Annotated in this window: 19 protein-coding genes; 12 read left to right on the top strand and 7 right to left on the bottom strand. The window is 69.5% G+C overall.

The features are described 5' to 3' along the window. Positions 1-205 precede the first annotated feature (205 nt). From P3T41_RS36130 to P3T41_RS36115, 4 genes are all read left to right on the top strand, one after another. Positions 206-511: a DnaB-like helicase C-terminal domain-containing protein gene (locus tag P3T41_RS36130; protein ID WP_280694899.1), complete on the top strand. Its 306-nt coding sequence runs from the start codon at positions 206-208 to the stop codon at positions 509-511. A 7-nt stretch (positions 512-518) separates the two neighbouring features. Then, positions 519-1,393, top strand: a protein-coding gene (locus tag P3T41_RS36125; RefSeq protein WP_280694898.1) for an IS5 family transposase whose coding sequence is annotated in 2 segments (ribosomal slippage) — positions 519-863 and positions 866-1,393 — 873 coding nt in all. Because the reading frame shifts where the segments join, the coding sequence is not laid out codon by codon here. A 63-nt stretch (positions 1,394-1,456) separates the two neighbouring features. Then, the gene (locus P3T41_RS36120) at positions 1,457-1,756 is read left to right on the top strand and encodes a hypothetical protein (RefSeq protein ID WP_280694897.1); all 300 of its coding nucleotides are present in this window, start codon (positions 1,457-1,459) and stop codon (positions 1,754-1,756) included. 141 nt (positions 1,757-1,897) lie between these two features. Further along, on the top strand, positions 1,898-2,251 hold the full coding sequence (locus P3T41_RS36115) for a hypothetical protein (protein WP_280694896.1): 354 nt from the start codon (positions 1,898-1,900) through the stop codon (positions 2,249-2,251). 299 nt (positions 2,252-2,550) lie between these two features. Here P3T41_RS36115 and P3T41_RS36110 read toward each other — a convergent pair whose 3' ends face one another. Continuing rightward, a complete protein-coding gene (locus tag P3T41_RS36110) occupies positions 2,551-3,114 on the bottom strand; it encodes a hypothetical protein (RefSeq protein WP_280694895.1) in 564 nt (187 codons plus the stop codon). Between the two features lie 176 nt (positions 3,115-3,290). On the opposite strand from P3T41_RS36110, the gene P3T41_RS36105 reads away from it, so the two are divergent. Beyond that, the gene (locus tag P3T41_RS36105) at positions 3,291-4,475 is read left to right on the top strand and encodes a hypothetical protein (RefSeq protein ID WP_280694894.1); all 1,185 of its coding nucleotides are present in this window, start codon (positions 3,291-3,293) and stop codon (positions 4,473-4,475) included. A gap of 12 nt (positions 4,476-4,487) precedes the next feature. Here the strand turns inward: P3T41_RS36105 and P3T41_RS36100 are convergent, their stop codons facing one another. Next, a complete protein-coding gene (locus tag P3T41_RS36100; RefSeq protein WP_280694893.1) occupies positions 4,488-5,531 on the bottom strand; it encodes an IS630 family transposase in 1,044 nt (347 codons plus the stop codon). 54 nt (positions 5,532-5,585) lie between these two features. After that, positions 5,586-7,136: an MFS transporter gene (locus P3T41_RS36095; RefSeq protein WP_280694892.1), complete on the bottom strand. Its 1,551-nt coding sequence runs from the start codon at positions 7,134-7,136 to the stop codon at positions 5,586-5,588. 97 nt (positions 7,137-7,233) lie between these two features. On the opposite strand from P3T41_RS36095, the gene P3T41_RS36090 reads away from it, so the two are divergent. The 6 genes from P3T41_RS36090 to P3T41_RS36065 all read left to right on the top strand — a co-directional run bounded on the left by P3T41_RS36090 (position 7,234) and on the right by P3T41_RS36065 (position 14,783). Continuing rightward, entirely contained in the window at positions 7,234-8,334 is a 1,101-nt protein-coding gene (locus P3T41_RS36090) for a DUF6204 family protein (protein WP_280694891.1), read from the top strand. A gap of 563 nt (positions 8,335-8,897) precedes the next feature. Next, on the top strand, positions 8,898-9,227 hold the full coding sequence (locus P3T41_RS36085) for a helix-turn-helix transcriptional regulator (RefSeq protein ID WP_280694890.1): 330 nt from the start codon (positions 8,898-8,900) through the stop codon (positions 9,225-9,227). A 7-nt stretch (positions 9,228-9,234) separates the two neighbouring features. Continuing rightward, positions 9,235-11,430 carry a hypothetical protein gene (locus P3T41_RS36080; protein WP_280694889.1) on the top strand — a complete coding sequence of 732 codons (2,196 nt, stop codon included), beginning with the start codon at positions 9,235-9,237 and terminating at the stop codon, positions 11,428-11,430. Beyond that, positions 11,427-12,131, top strand: a complete 705-nt coding sequence (locus tag P3T41_RS36075; RefSeq protein WP_280694888.1) for a helix-turn-helix domain containing protein — start codon at positions 11,427-11,429, stop codon at positions 12,129-12,131. The genes P3T41_RS36080 and P3T41_RS36075 overlap by 4 nt, the downstream gene beginning before the upstream one ends. Before the next feature lie 82 nt (positions 12,132-12,213). Further along, positions 12,214-12,390, top strand: coding sequence for a hypothetical protein (locus P3T41_RS36070; protein ID WP_280694887.1), 177 nt, complete (start codon positions 12,214-12,216; stop codon positions 12,388-12,390). Between the two features lie 53 nt (positions 12,391-12,443). After that, positions 12,444-14,783 carry a DEAD/DEAH box helicase gene (locus P3T41_RS36065; protein WP_280694886.1) on the top strand — a complete coding sequence of 780 codons (2,340 nt, stop codon included), beginning with the start codon at positions 12,444-12,446 and terminating at the stop codon, positions 14,781-14,783. Positions 14,784-14,858: 75 nt separating this feature from the next. On the opposite strand, the gene P3T41_RS36060 is transcribed toward P3T41_RS36065, so the two are convergent. The 3 genes from P3T41_RS36060 to P3T41_RS36050 form a co-directional block, all read right to left on the bottom strand. Beyond that, positions 14,859-15,008, bottom strand: coding sequence for a hypothetical protein (locus P3T41_RS36060; protein ID WP_280694885.1), 150 nt, complete (start codon positions 15,006-15,008; stop codon positions 14,859-14,861). 178 nt (positions 15,009-15,186) lie between these two features. Next, positions 15,187-15,561 (bottom strand): hypothetical protein, encoded by a 375-nt coding sequence (locus P3T41_RS36055; protein ID WP_280694884.1) that lies wholly within the window; start codon positions 15,559-15,561, stop codon positions 15,187-15,189. Positions 15,562-15,913: 352 nt separating this feature from the next. Continuing rightward, on the bottom strand, positions 15,914-16,144 hold the full coding sequence (locus P3T41_RS36050; protein ID WP_280694883.1) for a hypothetical protein: 231 nt from the start codon (positions 16,142-16,144) through the stop codon (positions 15,914-15,916). Positions 16,145-16,477: 333 nt separating this feature from the next. Between P3T41_RS36050 and P3T41_RS36045 the strand changes: the two genes are divergently transcribed. Then, positions 16,478-17,299, top strand: a complete 822-nt coding sequence (locus P3T41_RS36045) for a hypothetical protein (RefSeq protein WP_280694882.1) — start codon at positions 16,478-16,480, stop codon at positions 17,297-17,299. A gap of 889 nt (positions 17,300-18,188) precedes the next feature. On the opposite strand, the gene P3T41_RS36040 is transcribed toward P3T41_RS36045, so the two are convergent. Continuing rightward, entirely contained in the window at positions 18,189-18,581 is a 393-nt protein-coding gene (locus P3T41_RS36040) for a hypothetical protein (RefSeq protein WP_280694881.1), read from the bottom strand. Positions 18,582-20,302: the final 1,721 nt, after the last annotated feature.

Genomic DNA, 20,302 nt, shown 5'->3' with positions numbered 1-20,302 from the left:
TTCCCCAGCACCCCCTTCCACCGCCAAGACACCACCCCCCACCCCACAGCTGACCAGCCCAACCCCCACGCCCCCCACCGAGCACACCACGCCCAACCCCACACCGGCCACACCAGCCACCACAGACCCCGCACCACCCCGCCGCCCGCTAACCGGACTGGCACAGGCCATACACGACGTCCTAACCCCACCCCCACTCCCCGGCGTGCCAACCGGAATCGCCACCCTGGACGAAGCACTCGGAGGCCTGCAGCCCGGCCGCCTATACCTGGTAGCCGGAGCCCCCGGCGCCGGCACCAGCCTGCTAGTGGCCAGCGCAGCGCGCGCCGTCGCGCTCGACCTCAACCAACCCGTCCTCTACGCCGCATCAGGCCTGACCCGCACCGACATCGCCGCCCGAATCACCGCCGCCCACACCCCCGTCGACTACCGCCGCCTACGCGCGAACACCCTCACCCCAGCCGAACACGATCTAGGGTCCGTTTCAAAAGTGGATCAAGGTTTGCCATGATCCACTCGTGGGGCGTGGAGATCTGACGAATGAGCAATGGGCCAGGCTGGAGCCGCTGCTGCCGACTGGCAAGAAGCCGGGGCGGCCTCCGGTCTGGTCCAAGCGGCAACTGATCAACGGCATACGCTGGCGGACCCGGACAGGTGCGCCCTGGCGCGACGTTCCAGTCCGCTATGGCGAGTGGGAGACGGTCTACGGACTCTTCCGGCGCTGGCAGCGCGATGGCACCTGGACCCGGATCCTCACCCAGCTGCAGGCAGAGGCCGACGCAAAAGGCCTTATCACCTGGGATGTCAGCGTGGACTCCACCATTGCGAGAGCGCACCAGCACGCTGCCGGCGCTCGCAAAAAGGGGAACTGCAGCGGGACAAACCGGGCGGGGTAGTCGTCGAACCTGCCGATCACGCGCTGGGACGCTCGTGCGGCGGACTGACCACGAAGGTGCACCTCGCCGTCGAACAAGGGCAGAAGCCGCTCTCCTTCGTCGTGACCGCCGGGCAGCGACATGACAGCCCTCAGTTCCAGCCGATCCTGGAGCGCATCCGGGTACCCCGCCTGGGCGTCGGCAGACCACGCTGCCGCCCCAGCCGCGTGCGGGCAGACAAGGCCTACGGCTCCCGCGGCAACCGCGAGTACCTGCGTAAACGCGGAATCCGCTGCACGATCCCGGAGAAGGCCGACCAGATCCGCAACCGCACGAAGCTGGGCGCCCGCGGCGGCCGTCCGCCGAAATTCGACAAGGTCGACTACCGCGAGCGCCATGCAGTCGAGTGCGGGATCAACCGCCTGAAACGCCACCGGGCTGTGGCCACGAGGTACGACAAGCTGGCAGTCCGCTACGAGGCCACGGTCACCATCGCGGTCATCAACGAGTGGCTGTGACCAGCCGGCCGCCCTGCGGAAAACGATGTCGCTGGCCCGCATAGTCAGCACTACGGTGGCGGCATGCCGATCAGCGTGAGCGTGCGGACCTACACCGGAGAGACCCTGGCAACCTGCACCCACCCGGCGATCGGGGATCTGTGCCAGCAAGCCGAGAGCTTGGCTTTGCCGCTGCTCGGCTACGTCGACGCCTACGACGACACCTGGTTCAACAAGTCACAGATGCGGCTCCTGGTCCCTGAGCTGCGGGCACTGATCGACAGCGCCTCAGCCCCTGAAGCCGAGGCAGCAGCAGAAGTGCTTGCTCTGGCCGAGCAGCTTGAGCACAAGCCGCACCGCTACCTCATCTTCGTTGGCGACTGAAGATCACTTCTGAAACACGGCCTAGTAGCCGCCACCAAACACCGCCTGTCCAACGCCCCCCTACACATCGACGACGGCACCGGCCTGGACACCCAGGCGATCGCCGACACCATCCCCTACATCGAGCACCTGGCCCTGGTAGTGGTCGACCGCCTGCAAACCGCCGCAGACGCCAACCTGCCACTCTCCGGTCCGCGCATCACCACCGCGATCCAGGACCTGGTCCAACTCGCGCGCCACCACAAACTTCCCATCCTCGCCGCCCTGGACACCGCCGAGACCACCACCATCCACGCCCTCGGCGCAGACGTCACCCTCACCATCACCCGCACAGACAACAACGCCGAACTCACAATCACCGAACGGGACTTCGACCCCCTAGTCACGATCCCACTGTGCGCTGACTTCGCCCACGCCCGCATCACCGACCCGCCCGAACCCACCGAATCCTTCAACTGCTCCGTCCCGGCTGATTTGAAAGATCTTGTTGATTGATCATGTGTTGACCATTGGACTTGCAGAATCTGGGACTTCAGATCTTGGCTGTCTGACCTGCGGCTTTGCTGCCGTGATTGACTCTTCATGGCCTGCAGCCTGTGGCTTTGCAGAATCTGGGACTTCTGTTCAGTTCAGTTGCGAAAACCGGCAGATATGAGGATGGGATCGCCTCAACGCTGTTGATCTTGAAGGCAGGACGATCACCTGGATCCCTTCTCATGTCGGCTGCTGGTGTGCTTGTCCTCGGGCTGCCGTTGGTTCGGCTGACTCGGCTCGGGTGCTCGCAGGGGGCTGGTTCAGCCCATGGTGAACGGCTTGCCGTCGAGGGTGAGGATCTTCGGGTCGGTGCCCAGGCCTGTCAGGAGGAGTACTTGGGGGCTGCTGACGCCGTGTGCTGCGTCGCCTTGGAGTTGCTTGTCGATGGCGTCGATGGTCGCCTGCTTCCAGGCGTTCTTGGGGGTGGCCAGGACCAGGTGCGTCGCGCCGAGTGTGCGGCATCCGTTCAGGAGCTTGTTGAGTTCGGTGAGGGTCGCTTTCGCGGAGTCGGCGAGGTAGTCGCTCTTCTTGGACTCGCCCAGGAAGAGTCCCTCGACGGTCGCCGCGGCGAAGTCGAACTCCACGACGGCTTTGCCGTTTTGGACCAGCTCGAACTCCTCGGTGACCGGGCAGGCGCCGGCCCATGCCTTGGAACGGAGGAACTGGGTGGCGAGCAGGCCGTAGTTGCCGTCGTCGGCGATCAACTCGGTGATCGCCGGATGCAGTTCGTAGAACCAGGTGGGCTCGTTGCGGACCGGCTTCCACCGCGGTTGCTCCAGCGTGTTGCTGCTGCCGCAGCGCCGGTAGGTGTACTGCTGCGCCACTTCGGCGATGGGGTGGAACTCGACCCGGGCGGCACGGCCCGGGTGGGCGCACTACGAGCCCCGGGCCCAGCATCCTCTTCGCTGGGACTGGGTCGGCGATACCCCCTGATCCCCGGCCGCCCGGTCTGGCGCTACGGGGTAAAACCATGCGTGCCGGGGCCGAGTTCAGGAGGAGGATGGGCGCTCCCGGGCGCGCCTCGGACGGGGCGAGGGCGCCCATCCTGATGAGCGCGCTGGAGATGGTGTTGAGCAGCCTGCTGGATCCCCTGGACGAACCGCAGTCCCTTCTGGTCAACACGATCTGGAGGCAGTTCGAGCACGGCAAGCGATTCCCGGTCTATTCCTACGTCGGGTACGTCATGGGCAATGCCGGTCACAATGCCGCAGCCGTGCTGCACAGCTTCCCGACCGTCGGGCGCCATCTGACGGCCACCGGGTACGGCGCTGTCGGTTGGCACCACCAGGGGACGCGGATTCCGCCCGAAGCCGAGGTGTGGCTGACCGTCGCTGGTCTTCACCACGTCCACGAGGACGTATCGGTAGGGGTCACCCGCGCGTTGCTCGCCTACATGCGCGCCCTGACGAAGGCGCAGGAGGAGATCCTCCGGCACCCCTTCGAGGTGCTCAACCTCAACATGAACCTCACCGAAGCCGTCCAGCGCAGCGGCGACGACGGCGGCACCTTCTACGTACCCTGGGCCACTGCCGTGGCCGAACACGAGTGGCCGGGCCTCAGCTTCTCCCGCGCGGCCGCCACGGACACCGGCAACGGCGCCCTGGGCTACCTCACCGCGGCCGACTTCCACACCACCGACGCCTACCTTGCGGCCGTCGCCGCTGCCCTCACCCAGCCCGAACCGCTGGCCACCCTGCCGTACGGGGAGCCCCGGGCTCTGCTGCGCGCGGCCAACTTCTTGGACGTCACCTACGAACTGGTCGCCGGTGCCTCCCTGGTGGAGCGACCGCCGATGGACCGCTCTAGCCTGCTCGCCCTGCCCGTGGCCAGCGAGGCCGACTTCCACGCTGGCGTGACCGTCCTGGCCGAGCTCCTCGGGAAGCTCAAGGTGCCCGGCAAGAACCCCTCGCACGCCCTTGGCCGACTCGAACAGCACCTGGTCGACACGCTCCCCGCCATCGACCGGGCCGTCGTCCACGACGCCGTGCACACCCTGGACCAGATCCGCCTCCTGCGGAACTCCACCATTCACACGAAGCCAGCGCCCGACCTGCTCCAGGCACATGAGGACCTCGGCCTCACGTTCCCCATCAACGACTTCGCCACCGCCTGGGACAGCGTGCGGGCGCATGCCGAGCAGGCCTTCGCCATCCTCCAGGAAGCGATCCAGGCCGCTCGAACCTAGTGCAGCGCCGCGTTAATTCGTTGAGGGGCAAGTTGCCTTGAGCGGGGAGCCGTCGTACGTCCATCGGTAGGGCTTGGCGGTCTCGTTGTGCAGAATCGTGAAAGCTTCGATCTTGTCAATGAGGTCGCTGCGGCTGGGGAAGTCGCCGTAGCGCAGCACGCGTTTGGTCAGGGTGGAGAACCAGATCTCGATCATGTTGAGCCAGGAGGCATGCGGCGGCGTCCGGTGGAGATGCCAGCGCGGATGGGCCTGGAACCAGGCTTTCGTGTGTTTCGCGGTATGACTTGAGCCGTTCTCGAGCACGAGATGGATCTCTTTGGCCGGGTCGATGGCCGCGTCGAGCCTGCCGAGGAACTCGACGAAGGTCACCGCGTTGTTGCGGGCTATCGGCTGGGTGATGACCTGGCCGGTGTCGACGTCCATCGCGGCGATGATCGAGACGGTGCCGTGGCGGACGTACTCGAACTCCTGGCGTGCGGCCCGGCCCACGGCGGCGCTCTGGCCGGCGTATTTGCGGGATTTGGCCTGGACGGAGGTCTTCTCGTCGATCGAGATTTGCATGGTGCCAGGCGGAGGCGCCAGGTACAAGCCGCACACGTCGATGGCCCGCTCCCAAAACGCGGGGTCGTCGCGGCGAGTGAGCCAGCCGCGGACCCGATGCGGGCGGATGTCCAGGTCGTTCAGGATCCGCCCGACCTGAGAGCTGGAGATCCCGAGGTCCGCCAGACGCCCGGCGATCCGCCGGTGGGACCAGGTCGACTCCGGGTATGGCGGCGCACTGGTGGCTGTGGCCACGATCTGGACGCGCGCTTGGGGCCCATAGAGCTTCGGGCGCCCCGGGCGGTGAGCGTCACCCAGCCCCGGCAGCCCGTGGAGCGCGAAACGGCCACGCCACTTGCGCACCGTGTTCACGCTGGTGGCGCAGGCAACAGCGATCTGGCCGTTCGTCAGTTCCTCCGCCGCGCCCAGCACGATCCTGGCCCGTAGTACCTGCCGGACCTGCCCGGATGCGGACGCGGCGGTCCGCTCCAACCACCTGCGGGTGGCCTCGTCCAACACCACGGCCACCGCCGTCGCCCGCCCCATCCCCATCCCTCGCTTGTCCTCCTCTTACTGGTAGGCCGGTTCGTCTTGCTGTGTCGGTTCGCCGGCGGGCGCGGTGGCCTGGCCCGATGCCGAGCGGAGGAGGACAGCTACGAGCACAGCTGCGGTGGCCATGGCCGCGCCGCCGCAGCGCAGTGCCAGATGGAGCCCTTCGATGAACGCGGTGTTCACGGCGTCATGGACGGGTGCGGGCAGGACTAGGGTTCTGTCTGCTCCCGTGCCGGCGACCGAGTCGGCGATGTTGTGGCGGGTGCCGGGGGGAACGTCGAGCCGATCGAGCGATCCGGTCAATGTGGCGGCCAGGCGGCTCGTGAGGACGGCTCCCAGGGCTGCGACGCCGACGACACCGCCGATCTCGCGCAGCATGTTGAGGGTCGCAGAGGCCATACCTGCCTGGGTGAGAGGGACGCGCTGCATGACCATGATGGACACCGGCGTGAAGGTCATCCCCATGCCGATTCCCATCGTGAGCAACACCCACAGGTATTGCGGGTAGCGGGCGTGCTCACCGTAGAAGGAGAGACCGCCGAGAGCCACGGCACACAGGGCCAGGCCGGTCACCAAAAGAATCCGGGGACCGTAGCGCGCGGTGAGTGTGCCGGAGAGCGGCGCGGCGACAACGATCACCGCGGTCATGGGCAGCCCCGCCACCCCCGCGTTCGACGGTGCCCAGCCCAACACATCCTGCATGAGCAACGGCAGGAAGAACGACGCACCGAAGACGCCGAAGCTGACCATGAATCCGCTCAACGCGGCCCCGCTGAGCACCGGGTCCCGGAAGAAGCTCAGGTCGAGCATGGGGTCCGTGGTGCGGAGCTCGACCGCGACGAAGGCCAGCAAGGCTACTGCCGCCGCCGCTGCGAAGGCCAGGACGCGGGTGTCGGTCCAGCCGCGGGCCGGTCCTTCGATGAGTGCGTAGACCAGGGCGCCGAAGCCCAGTGCAGAGAGCAACTGGCCGGGAAGGTCCACTCGCCGGGCCTGGCCTGCGAACTCCGGGAGTACCCGGGCGGCAAGCAGCAGCCCTGCCGCTCCGATCGGAACGTTGATCCAGAACACGCTGGCCCATCCGAACGCGTCCACCATCGGCCCGCCCAGGACCGGGCCGATCGCCAGGCCCACGGCGGAGACGCCGGACCAGAGCCCGACAGCCCGGGCCCGCTCCTTCTCGTCGGTGAAGACGTGCCGCAGAATCGACAGACTGCCCGGCGTGAGCAGTGCCGCGCCGAGTCCTTGCAGCATCCGTGCGGCGATCAGCAGGCCGATCGACCCGGACAGTGCCGCCGCCGCCGATCCTGCCGTGAACAGCGCCAGTCCGCTAAGGAAGATCCGTTTGCGGCCGTACCGGTCGCCGAGTGTGCCGCCGGTGAGCAGGAGGGCGGCGTAAACCAGGCTGTAGCCCTCGACCACCCACTGGAGTCCGCTGACACCGGCGTGCAGCTGTTGCCCGATGCGGGGCAGGGCGTTGTTGACGATGATGTTGTCGAGCATCGCCATGAACATCGTGGCGCACAATGCGGCAAGCACGAGCCCCTTGCGCCTGGACGTGAACTCCCCCATCACTCTCCCTAACGGTGTTAGTTGATCGTCCTGCATCGCCAGAATCCATCTAACGGTGTTAGATTGCAAACTGGTTTTCTTTGGACGGAGGTGGCCGGTGGCAGACGACAGCGCAGCCGAGAGCCCTGCGCAGCCGGGACTGACCCGTCAGACGCTCGTCGCAGCGGCTCTGCGGGTGCTGGAACGCGAGGGCATTGCCGGGCTGTCGATGCGCAAGGTCGCCGCCGAACTGGGGGTGAGAGCAGCCTCCCTGTACTGGCACGTCCCCAACAAGGAACAACTGCTGGACCTGCTCACCGACGAGCTCATGGCTGATGCCGAGCCGCCGCCCAGGCGGGGTGACTGGCGGGAGCAGCTCCGCGAGTACTCGCTGCGCTACCGACGGCACCTGCTGGCCAAACGCGACTCCGCCAAGGTAGTCGCAGGGCGGCTCGCACTCGGCCCGAACCTGCTGCGTCTCATGGAGGAGCAATTGGACCGGCTGCGGGAAGCCGGATTCTCCGACGCCGATGCCGCCCTGGCCAACTACCTTCTCGGTGCCTTCGTCCAGGGCTTCGTGCTCCAGGAACAGGCGCCCATCTCCGCATCCGAGACCGAGGGCGCCAGCCGTTCCGAGGTAGCCCAGGTGGCGGCCGACCGACTGCGCGGACTGCCGGAAGCGACCTTCCCGAACCTCGTCGCCCTGGCCGACGACCTCACCGCCCCGTCCATGGAGGACCGCTTCGCCTTCGGCCTCGAACGTCTCCTCGATGGTCTGGCAGCCCTGCTCGCCGAGAACCACGCACACCCGACAGCTGAACCCGTCCCCCCTGACACGCACACCCGACAGCTGAACCCGTCCCCCCTGAAAGGAAGCCCCCGACACGTGAGTGACCGCACCTACCGCGTCATCGTCCGCGGCACGTTCGCCAACCTCGACGAGGCTCAACGTGCCGCACTCATCGAGATCGCCGCCGAACACGACATCCTCAATGCCACGTTGACCGACGAGGGAACCCTCATCTACGAGGTGCCGCCACGCAACTTCACGTTCCGCTGCGTCGTCCGGCAACCCGCCGACGCCGATGACGCCGCGGCGGTCCAACGGGCCTGCGACAGGGCAGCTGCCGACCTGGCCAACCGCGGAATCCGCCACAGCACGCTGCGCGGCACCGCCACCAGCCTCGGCGACATGAAAATCCGGCGCCCCCGACGCTGACCGACCTCTGTCTCATCCTCTCGCGGTCACGGCTCGCCACCCGGTCAGAGTTGTGATCTGGCAGGCGGTGATCACGACAGGAGTCGGATGCGGGGCAGCGCGGTTTGCGTGCCAAAGAGTCCTGCGGGACGATGCAGCACCATCTGCGTGTGCGTCGAGCCGCGACCCCCACGAGGACAACATGCTGCCTCGCCACCACAACGGCCGCCTGTACTTCGACCCGGCCGCCTGACTCACCGACACCTCAACGAATTAACGCGGCGCTGCACTAGACGGCGGCGCACAGCCGCGCGGCGAACCGGTGGCCACCATCCCAGGGATGGTGGCCACCGGCATGTCCGTGCCTGCTGTGGCTCGCGGTCCTGGCCCGACGGGAGATCTTGACCGTTTGCCGGGCGGGTTTGACGGGCCGCCACAGCCCCCACGCCCACTACGGCGCCAGGCCTGCCAGACAGTCGGAGGCTGTGAGTACCATATGCGGTCATGAGTGAGATGTTTGTGCGATCAAAAATGTTGCCTTTAGGGCGGTGCTCTGTGCTACCTTCCTGGATAGGAGGTATGTGATGTCTGAGATTTTCGCGGCGGTGGATGCACTGCTGGCCAAGGCCAGGGACGGCGGTGACCTGCCGGAACCGGTTGAGCGGGAGCGGTTGCGCAAGGCCGCCGGCTTGACCCAGGTCGAGGTGGCCGAGGCTCTGGGGACCCGGCGGGAGACGTTCGCGAAGTGGGAGGCTGGCACCGCCCAGCCGCGGGCCCCCAAGCGCGGTGCGTATGCCTTCCTGCTTGCGGGCCTGGCCGACATCCATGGCACGCAGGGCTCGGATGGTTGGCTCACCCTCGCCCGCCAGGCCCGCCCCCTCGACACCGCCGCCGACGCCACGGAAGGGGAGTGACGCCCTGATGGACCGTAAGGCGTACACCGCTGAGCTCGCCGGTCTGCGCGAGCTGCGCACCGAGATCACCGCTGCCGAGAAGACGGTCGCGGCCGCGCAGAAGGAGCTGGACAAGCTCAACTCCCAGCGCGCGCGCCGCGTGGCCGGGCTCGCGGGGTACGGGGGCGCGCAGGCCGCGCCGATCGCCAAGGCCTCGGGCCTGTCGGTGGGCGAGGTCGTGCGGATCGCCCCGCTGCTCGACCCGACGCCGGCCGCCGTCCGCGCAGGCAAGGCCGACGACCAGGCTGTTGTCGCCGCGCCCGTCCAGGCGCTGGCACCGCCGGTCGAGCCCGCGCCGGTCGCCGAGCCCGCCGTCGCCATCGCTCCGGCGCTGCCCCGCCCCGCCGCCGTGGTCGAGCAGCCGGCCCCGGCCGAGGTCGAGGACCAGACCGTCGCCGAGCAGCCCACCCCCGCCGCGGCTGCCCCCGTTGCTGCGCCGCGTCCGGTGGTCGAGGCCGGTCCGCGTGAGCTGCCCACCCTCCCGGAGGGCCCGGCCGGTGCCCGGTTCGAGGCCGTGACGACCGGCTTGGTCTCCACCCGGCCGAAGTTCACCCAGCAGGCCCGCAGCACGGTGTTCCTGGACGCGGCGGCCGGTGTGCTGGCGGTGCGCGACCTGACCGTACGGCTCGACCTCGGAGCCCGCACCCCGGGCGAGATCCTGGACGCCGTCCTCGCGACCGCGCCCGGCGCGGAGCGGATCTACATCACCGCCGGCGCCCCGTGGCATGACGGCGCCGAGCGGTACAGCACGCTGAAGGACGCGGTCGCCGCCTGGCTGAACACGCCCTCCGAGCGGTGGACGATGGCGGTCGGCTCGGGTCGGGACAAGCTGGCCGGGCACTTCGTCCACCAGCGCCAGCCGGTGGGCCGCTACGCGCCCGCCGCTTCCCCGGATGGGCCGGTCACGGAGATCCGGTCCATGGGGGAGTGGTTCGACCCGGACGGCCAGGACGTGGTGACGTGCCGTCAGGCGTTCACGCTGCTGTGGCAGGCGCTGCGCCGCTACTTCGACGACGCGGTCCTCATGGGCTCGCCGTCGCAGACCGGCCGGGACCTGTGGTCGCGCACCATCCCCACCACCGGCAAGTGGGCCGGCGGCTACCCAGTCCTCTCCGAGGAGCTGCGCGGCCTGCTGCACGCGACCGGCGGCCAGGGCCGCACCGAGCTGATCCTGCCGCCGCGCGTGCCGGAGCAGCTCCCGGCGCTGGTGGAGTACGACAGGACCTTCGCCTACGCCAAGCACCTGTGGAAGTCGCCGGTGGGTGTTCCCCGCCGGATCACCGCCGCCGGGTTCGCCGCGATGACCGGGCAGGAGCAGGTCAAGGCGCTGATGTCCTGCTCGCACTGGAACATCAGGGTGACCGTCCCTCAGGGCTGGAACCACGTCGGGCTGCTGCCCGCGCCGGTGACCGGTGACCGGGCCTGGATCTACCCGTCCGAGCCCGGCACCACGTTCACGACGTGGGCGGGCGGAGCGGAGGTCCACCTCGCCCTGTCCAACCACCTCGCGCCGTGGAAGGTCGAGATCCTTGGTGGGCTGCTGTTCGAGGACGGCAAGCCGCTGGACGAGTGGGGCAAGCGGTTGAAGTCGGCCTGGGCGGACCTGACCAACCTCTCCAAGCTGCACGGCGACGAGCGGCAGCGGCAGGCGGCCTACCTCGCCTCCCGCGCCGTCCGGTCGGTGCTGCTCTTCGGCCTGGGCGGTTTCGCGCAGCGTCCGCGCCTGGTCTCCGGTACCACCCCGCTCGGCGAGGCGCTGCCGGCCGGGGTGGAGATCCTCGGCCAGGACAACGACGTCACCACCTGGCAGCGGCAGGCCGGCTTCTCCCGCGACCCCAACGCCCACCCCGAGTGGCCGGCCTACGTCTGGTCGGGGGCCCGGGTGGCGCTGCTGCACACGCAGTATCGGCAGGGCAAGGAGGTCATCGGCGTCGCCGGTGCCCTCCACGCGCGGGCGGGCACGATCCTGTACTTCGGCACGGACGGCATCGCGCTGACCGAGCGCCAGCCCTGGCCCTACCGGGGTGAGGTGGGCGACTACCTCCTCAAGGGCCACCTGACCGGCCCCGTCGAGCACCCGACCAGCCAGGACCAGTACCTGAAGCTGCGCGGCCTGGGCCGCGCCGAACTCGCCGCCGCCGCCACGAAGGGAGCTGACCAGTGAGCCCGGCCGACCCGAACAACCCGAACGAGGCCGCCCGCCTCACCCAGCAGCTCATCGACCAGGGCTACACCAAGCGCCAGGTCGCCAAGATGCTCGGCCGTGACGCCAGCCTGGTCAGCCAGTTCTTCACCAAGGGCAAGGGCGCGTCGATGGTCGGCGCGCTGCGCCAGCTGGTGCGGGCGGTGCGCGGCGGTGAGCGTGACGAGGAGGCGCTGTCCGCCGTCGCGGGGGCGAACACCAAGCGGCGCACCACCAAGGGCGGCCAGAAGGCGAGGGTGCGGGGCAAGGACACCGTCGGCGAGGCGGGCGGCAGCATGGCCGGCCGGGCCGGGAAGCAGGCGATCAGGTCCGGTGCTGCGCACCTCGCCCCGGTGGTCCACGAGACCGGGCAGGCCGGCGGACGGCTCGCCTTCACGGTCCGGATGAAGACCGACCAGTACGTCTACTCGGCGGGGTCGGAGAAGGACTCCGGCGGGCTGCGCCGCGGGTTCATCCCGCGTTCGGACGGCACCGAGGAGCGCACCTACGGCTCCAGCTCCACGGGCGGGTTCGACGCCGCCGAGTGGTCCCAGCGGGTCGCCGACCACCACGGCGACGTCACCGAGGCGATGAGGTCGTGGCTGGTGGAGACCGGCCGCGCCGTCGAGGACGCCGACATCGCCTACCTGGAGGTCCGGGCCTGGGTGCCGCCCGGCCAGTAGCAGTAACCCGGTGGTGGTGGGCTGAGGCCTGCCACCACCTTCACTAACCCCGAGCAGTACCGCTGTGGAGGACACCGTGAGCATGACGTTTGCCGACGTCCAACCGGAACTCGACCGCCTCGAGGCCCGTATGGCCGCGCTGCGCATCGCGCTCCGCACGGCCCGAACCTCACCGCACTGGCCTGACTGGTTGGTCGACCTGCGTGCCGCCAGCGCGCGGTGGGACGACCTGATCGATGACGTACTCGCCGGCCTGTAGCCCTGGCGGCCCGGCACACCCGCGCAGCATTCCCGCAGAAGGAGAAGACCGCCGTGGACACCACGACCACCGCCCAGCACGTGCAGGCCGGGCTGCGCGCCAAAGACGTCGCGCCCGTCCCGGCGCAGCCGCTCGGCGCGGTCAACCCCTTGCCGCTGCACTGGTTCCAGAAGGACGCGGTCGCGGCCGCCGTCCGGGAGGTCAAGGACGGTGGCCGGGCGACGGTCGTCGCGGCCACCGGCTCGGGCAAGACGCTGATCGCCGCCGGCTGCGCCCGGCGCCTGTCGGCGAAGGGCCGGGTGCTGGTGCTGGTGCCGACGATCGAGTTGCTGGAGCAGACCGCGGAGTCCTGGTCGACGAAGGGCGGGCGCCGAGGGCTGGCGGTGGCGGCCTGCTCGCGGGACGAGGCGCTGGAGAGCGCGGAGGCCGGCGGGCGGATCGAAGCGGCCGTGACGACCGCCCCGGCCGTGCTGACCGATCTGGTCAACGGCGCGCCGGACAACGAGCCGGTCACCGTGTACGCCACCTACGCCTCGCTGGAGCGCATCGTCCAGGCCCACCAGGGCTGGGGGCTGGCCGAGTGGGACCTGGTCGTCATCGACGAGGCCCACCGGACGGCAGGCGCCGAGGGGAAGGCATGGGCGGCGGTCCACGACGATGCCCAGGTCCCCGCGAAGCGCCGGCTGTACTTCACCGCTACCCCGCGGATCGCCGACGACCGGCGGGCGAAGGACGGCCTGGCCGACCTCGCCACAGACGCTGACGGCCAGGCCCTCCCCGCGCTGTGCTCCATGGACGATGAGGCGGTCTACGGCAAGACCTGCTTCACCTGGACGCTCGGCCAGGGCATCGAGCACGGCTACCTCGCCGACTACCGGGTGCTGGTGCCGGTCGTCACGGACGAGGACCTGCGCGAACTGCTCAACCTCCCAGCCGTCGCCGACCTTCGCTCGCAGCGCTCGAACGAGGAACTGCTGCGCCTGGCCCTGCAGATCGCGGTGCTGCGCGCGGTCGCTGACCTCGGCCTGCGCCGCGTCATCACCTTCCACTCCCGGGTGTCCGCCGCGCGGGAGTTCGCGAACACCCTGCTGGACGCCTCCGGGCTGCTGGAGGACAAGGACCGCCCCGAGCGGATCTGGGCGACGGCGGTCGCCGGCACCGACCGCCTCAAGGACCGCCGCGCCGCGTTCACCGAGTTCAAGGCCCACACCGGCGACGACGGTGAGGAGTGCGGGATCCTCTGCAACGCTCGGCTCCTGTCGGAGGGAATCGACGTGAGAGCGGTGGATGCCATCTGCTTCGCGGATCCGAAGTCGTCGGTCATCGACATCGTCCAGGCGGTCGGCCGGGCGTTGAGGCAGTCCTACCGGCAGGGCAAGGTGTCCTGGGTCATCATCCCGGTCTACCTGCCGACACCGGAGGTCGGCGACGACACGGCGGCCGCCGACCCCGCCGAGGTCCATGACGCCGGCGAGGCCGTCAAGGCCGAGGCCGACGCCGAGATCGAGGCCAGCTCCTTCCGCACGATCTGGCGGGTTCTGCGGGCACTGGCGGCGCACGACGCCCGGGTGGTCGGCCGCATCACCGAACTGCGCGGCAAGCGATCCCAGGGCACCGCGCACACCACCGTGGCCAAGCCGACCGAGGGCGAGACCGCCGAGGCCGGGGAGGGCGAACAGCAGCCGGCGGCGGTGGAGTCGCCGATCGAGTGGCTGCGGATCAACGCCCGCCAGCACGCGGCGCGGATCCTCCAGACGGTGAAGCTGCGCGCGTTCAACCCGCGGGCGGCCGAGTGGCAACGGATGCACGCCGTCGCCACCGCGTTCCACATCGAGCACGGCCACCTCGACCCCACCTACAAGACGAAGCACGCCGAGCTGATCTCCTGGCTCACCCGCCAGCGCCACCTGAACGGTTCTGGCCTGCTCGACCCGGCCCGCGTCAGCGAGCTGGACGCGCTCGGCATGATCTGGTCGAAGAACGCCAACGCGTGGGAGCGCGGGGCCGCGTACGCCGCCGCCTTCCACCGCCAGCACGGGCACCTGGCGATCCCGGCGAGCGCGAAGCTGGACGACTACGCGCTGGGCGCCTGGATGCGCCGCCAGCGCAAGGCCGACGGCCTCACCAAGGACCAGGTGGCGAAGCTGGACGCGCTGGACGAGCTGTGGCGCCTGGAACCGGACTGGAACAGGTCGTACCGGCGCCTGCTCGCCTACCTCGCCGCCGGCGGGACCCTGACCGGCCCCGCGAACCGCACCGGCCTCGGCGACGACTCGGCGTTCCGCCCGGGTGCGTGGCTGCGCAAGCAGGACAAGGCCCGCACCGACGGGAAGCTGACCGAGCAGCAGGGCGCGCTCCTGGACGCCCTGCACAGCCCCACGCTGAGCCTCTGACCACCCGCCAGCACACCAAAGGGAAAGCGCACGTGACCGCGACGACGTCCACCAGCAGCCCACCGGCCGCCACGGTCACCTGGAGCGCGCGGCCGACATCTGGTCCAGTGTCTCCAGCTGGCGCTCCAGATCGGTGAAGAGCTCGTCCGCGCTCAACCCCTGGAGCACCGCGGCGCCGTGCTGCGCCGTCAGGCGGCGGGCCGCCTCGCCGAGGGCGCGGGCCACGGCCTGGGCGGGGTCGGTTTGCCGTTGCCGGGCACCTGCGACACCACGCTGTGCACCGTCCGCTGGCCGGTCGGCACCGCACTCGCCAACCACCCCATCCGGACAGGGCTGCGCCCCGCCACGAACGGGGTGTCCGTCGGGCGGGGCGCAGCGGAACCGGTACTGGTGTTGGTGTTGGTCAGTTCGGGTAGATCGGGTCGGTGCCGTAGGTCCAGTTGCCGGTGGAGCTGGCGAAGACCTGCACCGGGTCGTTGCCCACGCTCATGCCGATGGTGCTGGAGCAGCCGCCGGGGTTGAGGCGCCCAGTGTAGATCTTGTACGTGCTGCCGTTGTTGTCGTCGCGGAGCCACAGGTAGAAGTCGTTCGTGGAGCTCTGGCCGTTGCAGATTTGGCCGGTGGCCCAGCCGTTGTAGTTGGTGCCGGTGAGGCAGGTGCCGTGCTGGCAGTATTGGTCGCTGGCGGCGTTGGCGGTGCCGGTGGCGGCGGCGATGCCGCCGATGGCGAGCGCGGTGGCCGCGAGGCCCTGGACGGCGCGCTTGGTGATGGTGCGCATGAGGACGGTCCCCCGGTTCAGGCATGCGGGGGTGGCCCTGCTGCCTTCCCCCGATGGCAGTTAGGAGCGTAGTCGCGGGACAACGGCGCCCGGGGAGACCCTTTCCGGTCACATTCCGGTGTGGTCAACGGGGCAGGGCATGCCCTGAGAGGTGCGGCAGCCCGGTCGGGCACCACTGCCGGCGGCGCATAACCGGCATCGGTGGCGGGGAGGCCGGCTCCGAGGCCGTCCTGCTGCGCCTGGTGGCCGCCGTTGCCGCTGGGGCCGGTGTGGGCGCTTCGGGTGGCCGGGGCGGCACGGCCTGCTGGAGGGCGCCGCCGGGCCGAGAGAGCCGTGCCTAGCACCTAGCCGGTCAGGTGGACTCGCCCCGGCGTTGGGCCTTCTTCGCCTCGGCCTTCGTCCGGAGCGCGACTGCCTTCTCGGAGTCGCCGTACCACCACCATGCGTATCCCACGGTCGCTGCCCAGATCACGGTCCAGACGGCGATCGAGATCGTGCCCAGGTGGCCGAAGAGGGCGATGCCCATGACGCCGGGGATGCAGTAGGCGAGGCTGAGGAGGGTCTTCTTCATGCGGATCGACATGAGCAGGCACTATAGGTCCCCCAGCCGGCCCGGGTCTACGGCGTTGACCTGCGGTGATTTGGATCGGAAACCCCTCTCCGAACATCCGGGTCGTCAGCCCGGTTCCGCGGCGCGTCCGGCCACCCAGCTGGGCGTCTTCAGCGGCGGCCGGGCGGGTTCGGTGTTGGAGCTGGCCGTGGTGGCCGGCCTGAGCCGGCTGGAGTGCCCGGGTTGTGAACAGGCGCGCACGGCAAAGGACTTGGGTGGTGGTCTGCACGTGAGTGTCAGCGATCGATCGTCATCTTGATGTCACTGCAATGTGGCCGCTGAGCTGGAATGACGCACTGACATGTCGTGCGCGCCGGGTATCCGCCGGTCGCCCTGGTCGTCGCCGACGCCGGGCCTACCGCGCTGACCAACCGGCAGCAGGCGATCGGGGACCTGTCTGCCGGCTGCTGGCGCGGCCAGTGGTGCAAGGTGGTCCGGGACTACAACGACGACGGCTGGCGCGAGTACGACGACTCGGTGCCCATCGTCGCGACCACGCTGGACCTGCTGGCCGAGCGCGGGCCGATGGGCCCCGTCTGGTGGCGCTACGGCCGCCCCGGCCGGCACTCCCTGCTCGACGCGCTCGACGACCCGAACAACCGTGCCGCCTACAACCAGCGCCAGAAGGCCCGGGAGAAGAAGGCCCGCCAGGAGCACCGAGACTGGATGCGGACTCTGGCCTGCGCCGACTGCGGCCAGGTCCCGAAGGAGGAGAGCACCTGGGAGTACGGCCCCGAAGGACGACAGGTGGAGTGGGCCCGCCGTCCCGGTGGCCGCTGCTGGACCTGCCACCAGGAACATGAGGAGCGGCTGGAACGGGAGGCCGAAGAGCAGCTGGAGGCCGCCCGCGCGGCTAACGCCGCGCTGCGCCCGTGCTGGACGTGCCGGGGCTCGATCGGCGGGGAGGAGGGCTCGCTGCTGGAACTGCGCCAGGAGGCCGGCCTGGATCGGCTGGAGTGCCCGGGTTGCGAACAGGGCCGCGTGGCTAAGGACTTGGGCCCGCTGATGCTGCCTTCCCCGACGAAGCGGGAGCTGATAGCCGTGCTGGTCTCCGCTCCGGACGGTCCGCGGTGGGAGGAACGGGTGCTCCACGCGAAGCTCTACCCGGCGAAGGCTCGTCGGGTGTGACCTGTTGGTGTTTGTGGGCGTCTTTGGGCGTCTCGGGGCTGGTTGTCTGGACCTTTGGTTGGACCGGTTGTGGATGGGCGGGCGGGGGTGACGTTCGATGGTTTGGCGACTGTGTGTGGTGATTGGTGGGGGGTTGGGTGGTGTCGGCCGGGTGGGCGGTTTTTTTGGCGTGTATTCGGCTTGGAATTTCAGGTGGCGTGTTTCTTGAATTGGCCAGTGATGTTTTCTTGGTTTAAGTCGGAATGACTGGTGGTGGCCTTGTTGGTGGTGGGAGTGGTGTTCGATTTCTGGTTGGTCGGGGTCGGTCGGGTCCGTAAGCTGGCTGATGGTCCGTCAGGGGAAGGGGGGACGTCTGTGTCCGAGTTGGATGATCGCTGTCCAGAGTGTGGAAGGCGCGCCGTCCATAGGTGGGCTGTGGGGCGTCGGGGCCTGGAGCGTCTGCTCCATGAAGAGGACTGTCCCGTTCTCATTGACGCGCTCATGGAGCTCGAAGAGGACTGACGTGTCCGGCCGCCGCCGTACCGCCGCGTTTCGGCCGTCGTCCGGGCTGTGAAGACGCTGGCCTTCTGGCTCGGCGTCAGGCCCCGCACTGTGTGGCGGCATGCCCGCGGCACCCGCTAGCCCGCCAGCGCCGCGCGGTGGAGCACCGGTTGCGGCTGTTCTGCGTGGTGGAGCTGGTCGAGCAGGACGCGAGGCGGGTCAAATGAGGCGGCCCGGGATGCCCGTCGGGAGGCTGGTCGGTCGGTGGTGGCGCGGAGCGCCGGTAGCCGTTCTTCGGGGTTGTCGCCGGGGCGCTGCACGACGGCGGGCGGGAGGCTCTTCGACCGGCGTTTGCGTCCGCAGCGCCCCGCGAGCCCCGTGGCTGGTTCTGGGCTGGCGTGAAGCGGGGTCAGGCGCTGGGAGCGTCCTCGATGTCGGAGATGAGCTTGGTGCTCAGATCGCTCTGTACCGCGAGCCGGGTGTGGCTGGCGTCGGGGCCGGTGCCCCAGGTGAGGGTGACGGTGGTGAACAGGTGCCCGGCGCCGGAGTCTTGGTAGGTCACCTCCCAGTGGGTGGGTACGTCCTGGGCGCGCAGGACGCCGTCGGCGTGGTTGGTCTCCTCCCAGGCCGCCAGCCGCTGGCGGAAGTCCTCGGTGAGGTAGTGGGCGCGAAGGTGCTCGGCAAGGTCGTCGATGCCGTCGCTGACGGCGTCGATGTAGGCGCCGTAGAAGTCGGCCACCCGGTCGACCGCGGAGTCCGGGCTGCCGCTGCGCACCGCGCTGGTGGTCTGAGTGGTGGTCATGAGGTTCCTCTTTCTGGGGCGTGGACTGGGGACTGCCCGCCCGTGGTAGGCGAGCGCGTCTGAAGCCTAGGGAACCTTGACTGGCACATGCCGTGCCTGCACTCGATCGAGTGAACGGGGATGTCGTTGTCGGGGCCGGCCTTCTTCTGGTGGTGGTGCTGGGTGGCTGGGTGGCCTGTGGCCTGGTGGTGGGTGGGGGTGCAACACGGGGGCGTGATGCGGGTCTGACCAGGTGTTATGTGGCCAGGGGCGGGGGCGGGTGGGCGTGTTGCACCCCGTGTTGCACCTGCTGCTCGGTCGGCCGGCCCCGGCTGCTTCCCGTCCCCGCCCGCGTCGCCCGATGCCGCGCCCCGCTGCTGCTGCGCCTGGTCGCCGTCCTGGTTGGTCGCCAGGCCGTGCCCGCTGCGCTCGGCCCGCTTGTTCTGCCGCCCCACCGCTGGCTGTCGTCCGGGCCGTGCCCGTCGCTCTGCTGCGTCTGGCGGTGGGGTGCTGTCTGGGGGCTGGGTGGTTTGGTCGCTGGTGTTTGTGCTGGTGGGAGGGGGGTCAGTGACTGAAGTGACCGGGTCGGGTGGTGGTGTTCGGGGTGTGGTCGGTCTGCTGGTGGGTCGCCAGGCCGGGTGCGTCCGGGCCGCTATCGGCCGCTGTGTTCCGGCCGCTGTCCGGTCGGCCGTCGGGTCGCCATCGGGCTCGGTTCGGTCGGGCCCGGCACCGGGTGGTGTTCGGTTTAGTGCCGTTGCCGGTGGAATTGTTCCAGGGGCGTCTCGTGAGATTTCCGGGAGGCTCAGAAATGGCGGGTGCCGTGTCGGCCGTGAGGGCCGTAGGCCCTTTCCCGAGTGCCTGAATTCAGTTTCCCGCTGCTGCACTTCGGAACCCTTTCGATTGCTCCGGGGGAATGGTTCCGGATTGCATTCATGGTTCGCCCTTGAAATGTCGGATGGTGATCCGGGGAGAGTCGTCGGTGTGAGGGTTCGTATTCGCGGTCCGTGCTCTCTCGCGGGCGGGTAGGATAGTGCTGTACGGTGCTCCGGGAAAGGCTGCCGGATGCGGGTTTGGATTGTGCGGTTGAGGTTCCGTCAGGGACCGGCGCGCAGGGGGTCCGTGAGGGCCCGCCAGGGGGGCCGGAGGGCCACCCGTCCGGACCGGCGGCCAGGGGGGTGCCTTCCGGGCCGCAGGCCCCGCCCCGAGGGCGGCGGATGGACCGTCAGCTCGGTAACCAGGCGGCAGGGCCGGTCACCGGGGTGGGCCGGGAGGGGGAGGTTGTGGCTGATACCCGAAGTCCGCGACACATCGTCAACGCCCGGGGCCGCAGGCCCGGGCCGGCATCCCGCCCGGTCGGAGGGATGGGCCGCTACCCGAATTCCGCGTCACATCGTCAACGCTCACTCCGGGCGCAGCCCGGAAAGCGCGGCCAGCAAAGCGGCCCGTAGGGCCGTGAAAAGCCCAGCCGAACAAGGCAGGAAAGCCGACTGATTGACAGGCCGTAGGCCCGGGGAAAAGCCCGAGCCGGGGCGGAGCGCAGCGACGCCCGACGCCCGCCACGACGACGCGTGCCACGCCCGCGAATTCGCCGCAGGCGAATTCCCCCCAGCCCCGCACGGTCCGCCCCGGCGCAGCCGGGGCCACACCACGCACGGTGACGGCGCCGCCGTCACCCCCCGCACCTTGACGGCGCGTCAGCGCCGTGATGGGCCGTCAGGCCCATCGTAAGCCGCAGGCTTCCG

It is taken from the genome of Kitasatospora sp. GAS204B (genome assembly GCF_029892155.1).
Lineage (GTDB): Bacteria > Actinomycetota > Actinomycetes > Streptomycetales > Streptomycetaceae > Kitasatospora.
The sequence above is the reverse complement of the archived record's forward strand: the minus strand, read 5'-3'. Positions and strand labels throughout refer to the sequence as shown.